The 13,456-nt window shown below is 47.5% G+C and carries 2 protein-coding genes; both read left to right on the forward strand.

The window, feature by feature from the left end:
- Positions 1 to 18 precede the first annotated feature (18 nt).
- A complete protein-coding gene (locus ACOJUN_RS25360) occupies positions 19 to 6,915 on the forward strand; it encodes a hypothetical protein (RefSeq protein ID WP_422134610.1) in 6,897 nt (2,298 codons plus the stop codon).
- Positions 6,916 to 7,205: 290 nt separating this feature from the next.
- Entirely contained in the window at positions 7,206 to 13,442 is a 6,237-nt protein-coding gene (locus tag ACOJUN_RS25365) for a hypothetical protein (protein ID WP_422134611.1), read from the forward strand.
- The last annotated feature ends 14 nt before the right edge of the window (positions 13,443 to 13,456 follow it).

The raw sequence follows: 13,456 nt of genomic DNA on the forward strand, positions 1-13,456 counted from the left end.
CTGCTCTGAGGTAGTAGAATGACAAATGTCCGCCACAATGCATTAAGCCTTGCAGTGACCGTTGCGATCGGTTCTTCCATCATCAGTACACAGGCACTGGCCGACCGCAGGCTGCAGATAAAATCTTTCGATATTCATGACAGTGGACATGCGGAGTTTACCCATAGTGAAGTCATCGTTCAGCCAACTTTAGGTGATGACCAGCAGCCAATACCCAAATCCTTCACAACCATCTACCCTGATGAGGCTCATGACAGGGCAAGCTACCGCGTTCATTCAGCAGGCTTTACAGAAATTCTTTCTGATGTTGATGGTGGCGCTTCCAGTGTTGATGTATTTGAAACCGACGAGAGTAATGTTGCTCAGAGGTACACAAAAGTACTGAAGGCAGGTGATGAGGGAGTCTTCAGGTTCACCCATAACCTTGCAGAAAAGCAAATGGTCATTGAAGTCAGAAAAGGAATGACCGATCAGGATTCTATCAGGGCTGTTCGCGCCCGGCCTGAAGGCACTGAATCACAATCATTACAACAGTTGACGAAAGTTGCCTGTCCCGAACAACTGGCTGCAATACTGAACGGTGCGAATAAAAGAGCAGGCAACCTCGGCGAAGTTGATGACTACGTTGCCCTTGCCACCATTAAAGTAGACAAAGTTGAAGTGAACGGGCGCACCTTCATGCGTCTTATCGCAGCGAGCGATCAGCCTCCTGAACTGCAAAGTCTGGGTCAATCGCTCTTTATCAATGATGAGGCTCTTTTTGCAGCAGCCACCTCTGCCTATGCTCAGGTCCATATCCAGGGAGAGAGTTTAAAACAGGAGGCGCTGAATAAACTCTTATCACATCAGAAGCCCATCGGATATGTTGTCTACGTTGAGGATGATACACAAGCCCGTCCTGTACCTGATGGTTATCCGAGAATGGAAGTGACACAGGCTCCGGGGGAGACGATTGTTTTTCATGGTCAGATACAGAATCCAGCCGACAGCGCTTTTGTGGAAGGCCTTTATAGTCTCTATGCAGGCGGTGACGCCGATTACCCCAACCTTGAATTAACCATACCGGTAAAAAAAGATAAGCTAAAAAGCTACCAGTACATCATTCAAAGCAGGCAAATGGCACTATTGCAGGAGTTAGCCGAACAGCAGGATGCTGAACCTGACCAGGATAAAATGGTTATGCTTGCGTATTATGAATCTCTGCAGCAGGCATTGACCAGCTCCACTCCGGATCAGGCAGAGGAATTCGAATTCGTGATAGGACACATCCGGAGTGCTTTGTCGGTCGCCACACCAACCTGGGTGCATGAGCAACTCATAAAACACTTCAGCTTCAAACCCATAATCAGAAATCTTCTGACTAACGAGCTGTTTATTCAGAAGATTCAGAAAACGACAATCATTTTAAGCAGTATCAACGGGGCGCAGGGCGCTGCTCTTGGGGACAACGAACAGTTTGCTTCCAAGGTCAAGAGCGACATCATCACACAGCTCATTGAGGTGTATAGCAAACTGGACAAGCTGCAGAGAAAAGAATTCGAACTCATCCGGGTTATAAACCATTTACAGATCACATCGAATAAAGCTATCACCAGCGAAAAGGAAAAAAAACTCAGAGCACTTCAACTCAAACAAGAGGCTGAGGATGAACTTTCAAAGGCTCTTAAAGAGCTGTTCAGACTGCAAGACCAGTCACGGAAACTGCAACAGGAAGTCGATCGAATTCCGGCGCTAAAACAACAATTTCGTGACGCCAGAGAAGAAGCCAGAAAAGCTTACAACACTGAACTGGCAAAGGATCTGGGTATTGATCACTGGGATGATACCCGGCCACCAGAAGAACAGGTCAGACTCATCCGACAGAAAATTCATGAAATGAACAAAGCGGTTGTCGAAACAGGACGGCTCAGGGTTGCGACTGCACAGGCAAAGCTAGCGACTACTGAACGTCAGTTCGTTCTGGCTTCCGATGAAAAAGATAACCAGGAAGTCCCTCAACAGCTCAAGAAACTGGAGACTCTGATCGGCGAACATCGTCTTCAGCAGAATAAAGAGCGGGAAGTGGAGCTGCAAAAACACAAAAACTATGTGCGAAGAGTTAGGTATAACATCGCTCAAATGCCAATGCTTAAAAAAGAGGTTCTTGAATCCGTAGATGCAGCCAGAAGGGATCACAACGCTCAACTGGCAGAATACCTTGGCATTGATAACTGGGATAACACCAGACCAATGGAAGAACAGGTCAGACTCATCAGAGACAAACTTCTTGAAATCAACAGCCTGGATGCCGGAACAGAACAGCCTCCGGTAGAAGCTATAAAAGAAAAGCTGGCGGCCATTGAAAAAAAGCTCGATATCACTCCATACAATGAAAACGATCTGGATTTCCGCTTTCAGTCTATTCAACAGTACCTGTATCAAGAGCTGGAACGGGCTAATCAGATAAGACTGAACCAACTGACCCACTATGAAGAAGAATTTGGCCTGGTCGTACATAATAAAAACGACCTGGAAGCCCGTTGCAAGGCCGTTCAACAACACCTTAAGAGTCATGAAGCTCAGATTGCTCTGAAACAGTTTCAAAAACAAGACATCAGAATGGATGCTAAACAAGAAGCTGAAATCAGATCCATCTATGCAACCATTGCCACCTATTTAAACATCCGGGATTTTGACAGTCATGAAGACATTGGCGTTCAACAAGGACGCCTAATTCAAAAGCTCAGGGAAATAAGTACGCATCAAGAAAGTCTTCGTCAACAACTCAAGGCAATGAGTCGTCAGATCGATATGGAAGATTCTTACACCAGGGCCAGAAAAGAAGCTCTGGCATTGGTTCTTGGTATTGACCTGAGCGAAAACCCCGGTCCTGATAACCGCGCCAGACTGGAATCAACGGTATATGACAAACTGTTCGAGCTTTCAAAGCTGGAACAGGAACTGGAAGACATCAGAACACCGGGCCACCCCATGACCGGGCCTGTAGTATTTGTGAAACTGACCAACGTGGAAAAAGCTCTGAAGATGGCTACCTGTCCTGGAGAGCACGATGAGTATCTCCGTCGCCAGCACATTTCCACGCACATGCAGAAATACATCACACAAGCCAGACAACGTTCAGAGGAAGAGGCCCTGAAAATACTGAAAACCCTGGAAGGATTACTGAAACTCGAAATCAATGAAGAGGACGACAAAGCAGCAAGACTTGACAGGGTCCTCACAAGACTTGACAGGGTTACTATACAGCGTGATGGCGAGGATATCTCGGAATACCTGCTCAATGAGATGGATAAGTTCCTCTGGAAAGATGAAAGTGCATCTCTGGAGACCCCAGAGGGGAGTGATATCAGACGCGACAGAATCCGTGCCCGTCTTGCCCTGATAGTCGAAGAATCGGATCAGCGAGCCAGGGAAAAACAGGCAGAATATCTTTTAGCTGTAGAACACGAGATGAATATTGACCCTCATAAAAACCCTGCAGCCATGGAAAAGCGCAAAGCTTTCATAGCTAAACTGGCCAGTGATCTGCAGGTTAGGTTTGAAGACGATGTCAGCCTTTCTGACCGGCAGCATACTCTAGGAGACATAATTCAGGAATTACGGGTTAAAGAAGCAGGCGAAATTTATGAAGATGAAGATCACAGGAGAGCGTGGAACAATAAAATTGCTCATCAACTCAACGTTGAAGATTATAAAGACGACGCCACTTTAGACGTCCAAAGCCGTCTGATTAAAGCAAAACTCGAACAGCTGGATGAAGAAGTTTTCAAAGTGCCTCAGCCTGACGTTGCTGAGCGTATTGCAGCCATTGAGAATGCGCTTGACAGGCAAATGGCTCGGCTGGGACCCAAACCCCGATACGTTCTTGATCGTGAGCTAGCCATAGCCAGGCAGGCGGTAAAAGACGCTGAAGGTGAGCTGGAGATGACTAATCACAACCTGGATGCTATCCGTCACAAACAACCGTTATTTTTGCGCACAACTGACAATACCCCTGTTGCCATGGAAGAACACGAAAAGGTTTTCAATCAGGCAATAAAAAAAATTCAGATCAGGTTTGGTCTTACCACAGATGATGAGCAAACCCCTGAAGAGCGATTAGACGACATCAGACATTTCCTGCGCCGGAACTCTGCAGTAACAGAGGATGAAGCCCTTGAGAAACTGAGAGCTGCCACAAAAACTCTCAGCACCGCGAACATTGATTCTATGGAAGAAGCTCTTGATGAAATGGGAGCTGCCACGAAAGCTTTCCGGATCGCGACGTTTAGTGACCTCAATTTACTGGAAGCATCGGATTACTTTACTCGCATTGCAATCTATGCAATCACTCGTGGTCGTTACGAAACCGATAAAGTCGAGGGTGAACTGCCTTTAACCAGGAAAAAGTACAATCTGGTCACAAGATTTCTGCGTGAGCACGACAGAAAAAGTTTGGAACTGAGCAATGCAGTGGTCCAAGAGGACATTGCACAAATTAATCTGTATGTCAGAGAAGAGGAGATTCTTGAATCTGGAGAGATCGATGAAAAGACTAAAACCTTACATGAGCACGAAATAGCTCGGCTGAATTCAGAGCTTATGGATAAAAAAGCAGCTTTATCGGAAGCAGCAGACGCTCTCGGCATTCATCACCAATCGATTCTTGACGCCACTGAAGATGCCCTGGGTCTCAAACCAGAACCTGCTGATACCGATAAACAACGGGTTAACGCCCTGAGAAACCATAAGCTACTACTGGGCGGGGAAGATGGGACTGGCGGCAAGATCCGGCAACTGCTTCAGGAACAGGCTCGTCTGGAAGCTGAGGTTGAAACCAGACAAGCAAACCTTGAGAGAAGGAAGGAAGCCCTGCAGACTGCCCGGAAAGCCGTCGAAATGGACGATGGTCCCTTCCAGTACACGCCGATACAGGCGGAGGTTCGGGCCGCAATCGAAGACTTCGTGCAGCAGCACTCTCTCAAGAAACAAGCTCTTGAAGCGGCACTGGGTCTGGCACAATCAGCAGTAGAAAACGGTAAGGAAATACCCTGCCTTCCCCATTTCGATTTTGACGATGAATTTGCACCGATTCGCCTGCAGGCAATGGTTGGAGACGAACTGACGTCTGCTCAGGCCAGTCGGATTGTAGAAATCTTCAAAAACCTTAAAGCGAACTTCCCGCCCCTCCGGCCTGAAGAATATGACCCTATGACTGTCGTGGAAGAACTCCATTTTCTGGTGCTCATAGCCAGAGATGGGATGAAAACCGGTGCACAACAATACGACAACGAAATTCACACCATGGGCAAAACAGCCATTCACTTCGTCGAGCATCAACCAGGGGACCTGAAAAGCTTCTCGGATTACTTCGCTGCCCACTCTGCCAGTGGTAACAAGATCATGGCTCTGCTGCGTGAAGGTTTGATCAGCCAGGTTGAACTTGAGAACTACATGAAGGCCGTCAGAGGTGTCAATGGTTATCAGACAGTGGCTGAATTTGAACACTTCCTTGGCTACAAAAACGGTGTCAATCCTGACCTCAAAGCCCTTGTCCGGATGCTGTCCGACAAGGGTGCCGAGGAATTCATAAAGAGTGCTTTTACTCCTGTGACCGTCACCGCAACTGGCCCGGCAGGTATGAAAGAGTCGGTTGCCGGCATGAAAGAGTACTCAGCTGCGGTCGTCGCCAACTATGTTCTTGACGATATTGCCTTTGACAATGGCCGCAGGACGGCAGCGTTTCTGGCCAATATTAACGAAACCCTGACACCTTATGCCAATGTTGCCGGACTATCCGAATCAGAACTGATCAGGGCTATCCATGACACATTGATGCAGGCTCATGCCGCTATGGTTGAGCAGCAGCTACAGGATTACTGGCTGAAACCTTCCGCCTTTCTGGTACAAGCTGTCACCTGGTACTACTCCAGTTACAAACCTCTTCTGGTCGCTCATACCCACTGGCAGGCTGCCAAACTGTCCCTTGCAAACATGTCATTCCTCTATCTTCTGGATCTGACCAACAGAGGTGATTACCTGCATAGAATGCTCACACCTTTCCAGCACTGGTTGGAACGCTACGCTGTTGATCTTGACCGAACCGGCCAATATGCCTACCACAGCGGCATTGAACAAATCTCTGAAGTGGGCGGACTGGCCATGCCACTGGGCAAAGCCGCCTCATCGGTCATTCTGTTAAGAACCGGCTCTGCGCTGTTTGCCAGACAGTACAATGCCAACCCACAGAGCTATCGCAGCCTTTCCCGTCTGATGCCCGAAATAGTGAAATCCATGGGTTCCCGCCAGGGGGTTCAGGTTCCGTTGCTGCACAGGGTGACGCCACAAAAAGTAAAAACGCTGGCCTCAGCCACAGCCGGTCTCGTATTGGGTCCGGTAGCCACAGCCGGATCATACGCCCATGGCCTTTTATCCGGGTTTACTTACGCTCAAACTTTCGGATTCGCTCTGGCGTCGAGTCTCACTTTCGACTTCTTTATGAATGACAACAAGATGCTCACTCAATGGCTGGGTGGACCTCTGGGCCGCAGCCTGGACAAAATTAATCGCTGGATAGGCATGGGTGAAACGGACGGTGAATATGTGAAACGTACTGCTGTTGCTTTGCCTCAACGCTTGACCGAAACCGATGAAGCCTATGCGAACCGTATTAAAGCAGACGACACGATGTATGGCTGGACCCGACACGAAAATTACCTGCAGTTTCGTGAACGCCGGGATCGCACCATGAAGCTGTTCGAGAATAGCTGGGAGAAATACTTCAGGGAAAATGTGCCTAAATGGTCATTTTCCCACGCAGATAGTATTCCTTACTCTTATACCCTGGGTGCCCTTTTCGAGTCAGGGGCTGCAGCGCCTGAGCCCCCTTCCACAGCCGTGAAAACAGCATCAGCTGGTCTCAAGGTCAGGAAATGACACCTTCATAGCCAACCAAAAGAAATCAGCACAAAGAAATACAGACTGGATTGTTTCGGATCAAACTATCGAGTAAACCCTGTCAGAAAGTATGGAGGTATTCCTTCCCTGAAAAAACCAATCAATTCTACCAAGCAGCTTACCAGATTTGCCACTGTGAACTAGATTCTCTCAACGGCTTATCGAAACAGCGATGAGCGACTGACCATAAGCGATTAGAAAAGGTTTCCCCGCTCCGGGTGTGCGTCACCTTTCACGGCGATAAAAGTACTCAGCTCTGAGGTAGTAGAATGGCAAATACTCGCCCCAATGCATTAAGCTTTGCAGTGGCCGTTGCAATCAGCTCTTCCATCATGGCCACAGACGCAATGGCCGAGCGCAAACTGCAGACAAAATCCGCTGATATTCTGAACAAAGGACATACAGAGTATACCCGGAGCGAAGTCATAGTTAAGCAAACTTTGGACAATGACCAGCAGCCAATACCCAAATCCTGCACAACCACCTACCCTGATCAGACTCAGGTCAGAGCAGACTACGAACTGCCTTCTGAAGGCTTCACAGACACTCTGTCTGGCATTGGCGGCGCTTCCAGTGTTGATCTGTTTGAAACAGACGAGAAGGACGTTGCTCAGAAATACACCAAAGTTCTCAAGATAGGTAATGAGGGGATATTCAGGTTCACCCATAACCTGGCAGAAAAGGCACTGGTCATTGAAGTCAGAAACGGAATGACCGATCAGGATTCAATTGCAGCAGTTCGAAATCAAGTAGGCGACCTCCAGTCATTAGAACCCTTAACGAAAGTTGCCAGCCCCGAACAACTGACCAGAGTGCTGAAAGGTGCACACGAAAGAGCGGGACAACTTGGCGAAATGGATAACTATGTTGCCCTTGCCACTATTGAAGTAGATGAAGTGAATGTGAAAGGGCGTACTTTCATGCGTCTTATCGCTGCCAACGATCAGCCTCCTGATTTAGTGCGCCTGGGTCAATCGCTCTTTGTCAATGATGAAGTGCTTTTCGCAGCAGCTACCTCTGCCTATACCCAGGTTCATGTAATGGAGGAAGATTTACAACAGGAAGCCCTGAACGATCTATTGCACTGTCATCAACCCGTTGGCTATGTTGTCCACGTCGAGGATGATGCACAAGCTTATCCTGTGCCTGTAGGCTACCCAAGACTGGAAGTGACTGAGACTCCGGGAGAAGTTATTGTTTTTCGTGGTCAGAAGCAAAACCCGGCCGATGTCGCTTTTGTGGAGGGGCTCTATAACATGTGGGCGGAAGAGGCCCGTAATCCCCCCTCTGCAGCAAAAACACAAATCAAAAAAGATAAGGTCAAAGGCTACCAGCACACCATCCGAAGCAGGCAGATGGCACTGCTGGAGAATTTGGCTGTAGAGCTACATACTGAAGAAGATAGCCAAGCGACGCTTCAATACGAAGAGGATCTGTGGACACTGATACACTATGAATATCTTGAGCAGGCATTGACCAGTGCAACTTCAGATGGAGCAGATGAATTTGAACTCACAGTAGAACAGATCGAAGACGCTTTCCCGGTCCTCACATCGACCTGGGTGCTTAATCGGCTCGAAAAACGCTTCAGCTTCAAACCTGCACTTAGAAATCTTCTGACTAACCCACTCTTTATTCAGACTATTCAGGAAGAGATAGTGGATGACAGTTATCTTAATCAGCTGCAGGACGATACTCTTGAGGTCATAGAAAAGCTTACTTCCAAACCCATAAGCGACATATCCAGACAGATGAATGAGATGGATGATAAGCAGGTATTCTTGCTAATAAAAGAACTCAGTCTCAGGCATCTTAGAAAAGAGATAAATCTCGAAACGCAGAAAGACACTATCAGTGAAAGAGGGAGACTCAGAGCAGATCAACTCAAACAACAAATTAACAAGGAGCTTATACAACTTCGTCAGGAGCGGGCACAAGAGAAAGAATTGATGCAGAAGCTTGAACAGGAAGTCGAATGTAATCCAGAGCAGTCAATAAAAACTCATGGCGCCAGAATAAGAGCCAGAATAGCTCGCAGTGCTCAAATGGCAAAAGAACTTGGTATCGATAACTGGGATGATACCAAGCCAAACGAAGAACAACTCAGGATCATTGCAAAAGAAATTGGTAAAATCAATCGATTGGTTGTCGCAATATTTACCGCAACAGGTCAGTCTGATGACAAAACTGTAAAAGCAAAACCGGCGGTCACTGAACGTGAGCGAGGTGTTGATTCGGTCAAAGAATTCAGTCTGGGTTACCTTCAGTACATTCAACAGCTGCTGCGACAAAACAGAGAAGTCACCGATGAACAAGTCCGGAAAAGACTGGCTATCGTTGAAAGTAAACAACAGAGCACCACTGCGAAACTTCAGCGGGAAGCACAGAAAAGCTGGTTACAGAAAGACTGGTTACGGAAACTTCAGCAGGAAGCAGAACAAGTTCCAGCGCTGGCACAACAAGTCCATGATGCCAGAACAGGTTCCATAAAGGTTCGCAATGCTCAAATGGCAGCAGAGCTTGGTATTGACAACTGGGATGATGCCCAGCCAGTCGAAGAACAAGCCAGACTCATCAGAAATAAAATTGTTGAACTCAAGCAATGGGTAGCAGCAACAGAGCAGCCTGATAAAGAAGCTGCAAACGTAAAACCGACGGCCATTACAGGCAAGCGAGATATTATTTCCGTTAATGAAGACGATCCGGTTATCCTTCAGTCCATTCAACAACACCTGCAACAAAAAGAAGAACGAACCGACCGGGAATTCCAGAATAGTCTGAGCGACATTGAACGTCGGCTCGGTCTGGTCCCGGATAGTGAAAAGACCCTGGAATTTCGTTGCCGGGCTGTTCGTGAACACATCAGGATGCAGGACGCTCAGACCGAAATAGAGCTGGCAAAACGGAAAAAATCGATACGGAGCCTTCAGAAGGAGATTGAACGAGCTCAAGTTGAGAGAAAAGAAGAACGAACCGATCAGGAAATCCAGGATAGTCTGAGTGGCATTGAACGTCAGCTCGGTCTGGTCCCGGATAGTGAAAAGACCCTGAAATTTCGTTGCCGGGCTGTTCGTGAACACATCAGGATGCAGGACGCTCGGACCGAATTAGAGCTGAAAAAACGGGAAAACTCGATACTGCGCCTTGAGATTGAGATTGAACGAGCTCAAGTTGTGAGAAAAGAAGTTCGTGAAGTCATAGCCGCCGCCAGACAGGATTACAACACTCGAATGACAGCGGTGCCTGGTATTGTCGCAACAGGACAGCCCGAAGAAGAAGCTTTCAAAGAAAAACTTGCGGCCATAGAAAAAGCCCTGGAGTTGGATCACCTGGATCGCGAGGACGATGTCTATTACCGCCGTAACGCCATTTCTGAAGAAATTCACACATACATTGCAGAAGCCGGGAAGAATGCAGAGAAGGAGGCTCTTGAAATACTGGAAACAGTAGAAGAAATATTCAAACTCGAAGTCAACCAGGATGATCACAAAACAACGAGGCTTGAGAGGGTTCGCAGAAAGCTAAAAAGCGGTGATGTCTCAGAATCCATGCTGAATGAGATAGACGCTGTTATCTGGAAAATTGAAAGCTCACTTGGATACCAAATCGCAAAAAAAATTCAGATACTTCAAAAATTTATTACCTTTCATGTCGAAACCCCGGATGTCGATTGGCAGGTCACAAAGCAACAGAGAAAGATGCTTGAAGCTGTAGAAGACGAGCTGAACATCGACACCAGTGAAAACCCTTCTGCGAAAGAAAGAGGCAAGGGTTTTGCCGCTGAACTGGCATTGGATCTGGAAGTAGAATTTGAAAAAGGCGCCAGTCTGAATGACCAGAAGTATGCTCTGAGTAACAAAATTCAAGCATTAAGGGAAAAAGTAAACGACCATTATGACACTGAAGAGCTCACCAGAGATGCAAACAATGAAATGGCTCGGCAACTTAACATTGAGGGCTATAAGAACGATGCCCCTTTGGAGGATCAGATCAGTCTTATTGAAAAAACACTTCAGGAGCTGGATGAAGAAGTTGACATAGTGGGTCGGCCTAAAATTTATGACCGTATCGCAGCCATTGAAAATGAACTTGACAGGCAAATGGCTTGCCTGGGTAAAACCCAATACGTTCCTGATCATGGCTTAGCCACAGCCAGACGAGTAGTAAAAGAAACTGAAAGTGAGCTGGCAGATGTTCATCACAAACTCAATACCCTTCCTGACAATGAAGACGACACGGCTCTCTATCAGGTAATGAACGGTGACATTGATGAGAAGAGTAAAACCTTATATGAGTACGAAATAGCCCGTCAGGCAGGTGAGATTGAATCCGGAAAAGCAGATATTGAGGGAATGGAGGAAGCGCTGAAGGCCGACGAGAAAGCCGCCGAAAATGATGGCTGTCCCTTCCGGTACAGTCCCTTCCAGTACACGCCAGGTCAGGCAGAAGCTCTGGAAGCTCTCCACAAATTCAGTCGGCAGCACCCTCTCAAAAAACAAGCGCTGGAAGCCGCATTGAGTCTGGAACAATCAGCATTAGCAAGAGGTAAGCCAATCCCCTGCCTGTCGGGTTTCATGTTGTACGATGAATTTGCACCGATTCGCTTGTACGCAATGTTCGGATACGATCTGAATCAGGCTCGTCGTATTGCGGAAGTCTTCAAGAGTCTGAAGACAACCTTGTTGGAATACCCTCACGATTCTTTGTTCGCAAATCAACTTCAACTTCTGAATACCCTGAAAGAAATTCAGACTCTGACGCAGAAGGTCACCAATGAGATGGGAAAAGGGTCCCAACAATACGACGACGTAATTCACGCCTTAGGCTCAACGGTTACTCACTTCGTTGAGCATTCAGCAGAGGACCAGAAAAGCATCTCGGAGTACTTCTCAACCGACACCGCCAGTGGCAAAAAGATGATAAGTCTGCTGCGTGAAGGACTGATCAGCAAGATTGAATTAGAGAATTATATCAAAGCCGCCAGAGGTGTTGATGGTTATCAGACAGTGGCTGAATTTGAACATTTCCTTGGTTATAAACACGGCGTTGAAGCAAGAGAATTCCGGAAGACTATCCGGATGCTGCCCGACAAGGATGCTGAAGAACTTATACAAAGTGTCTTTACTCCTGTGGTTGTGGCTGCAACGGGCCCGACAGGTATAAAAGAGTCAGTTGCCGGCGTAACAGATTACACTGCAGCTGTTATCGCCAACTATGTTCTTGACGATATTGCTTTTGAAAATGGCCGAAAGACGGCAGCATTCCTGACCTATGTTCAGGATACCCTGACACCTTATGCCAATGCTGCCGACCTGTCTGAATCAGACCTGATCAAGGTTGTCCATGACACATTGATGCAGGCTCATGCCGCTGCGGTTGAGCAGCAGCTAAAGGATTACTGGATCAAACCTTCAGCCTCCCTGGCGCAGGTTGTCACATGGTACTACTCCAGCTATAAACCCTTACTGGTTGCCAATACTGCCTGGCAGGCTGTCGGGCTGTCACTCTCAAACATGTCGTACCTTTATCTTCTGGATCTGACCAACAGGGGAGATTACCTGCACCGGATGCTGACACCTTTTCAAAACTGGATAGAAGGCTACGGTATTGATCCTGACCGGACCGGCCAATCTGCCTACCACAATGGAATTGAACAAATCTCTGAAGTAGGCGGACTGGCCATGCCATTGGGCAAGGCCGCTTCCTCAGTCATTCTGCTGAGAACCAGCTCCATGCTGTTTGCCAGACAGTACAACGCCAATCCTCATAGCTATCGCAGCATTAACCGCCTGGTGCCTGAAATGCTGAAATCCATGGATTCCGGAGGGATACAGGTACCACTGTTGCACCGGGTAACACCACAAAAAGTGAAAACTCTGGCCTCTGCCACCGCCGGTCTGGTGTTGGGTCCGGTAGCCACTGTCGGATCATACGCCCACGGCCTTATATCTGGATTTACCTATGCCCAGACATTCGGTTTCGCTCTGGTAACCAGTCTCACTTACGACTTTTTTATGAACGACAACAAGATGCTCACCCAATGGCTGGCTGGCCCCCTGGGACGTAGTCTTGACAAAATTAATCGCTGGCAAGGCGTGGGTGAAACAGACGATGAATATGTGAAAAGGACCGCTGTCGTTTCACCTCAGGGCTTCAGTGAATCCGATGAAGAGTATGCAACCCGTGTTAAAGCAAGCAACAATATGTTGGGCTGGACGCGACACGAAAATTATCTGCAATTCCGTGAACGCCGTGATCGCACCATGAAGATGTTCGAGAACAGCTGGGAGAAATACTTCAGGGAATATGTGCCTAAATGGTCATTCTCCCATGCAGAAAGTTTTCCTTACTTCTACACTCTTGGAGCCTTGTACGAATGGCAACGGGGCGATAATCAGAAGTTGGCACCGGATGCAACCTTTTCTTCTCAGCCCACAAAGACCTCAAAGAGCCTGAAGCAAATCAAGGCAATTGACACAAGGCAATTGACATCCATTAGCGACTGAGAGCAATGAGCGTT

This window comes from Endozoicomonas sp. ALD040 (assembly GCF_049275945.1).
GTDB lineage: Bacteria > Pseudomonadota > Gammaproteobacteria > Pseudomonadales > Endozoicomonadaceae > Endozoicomonas_A.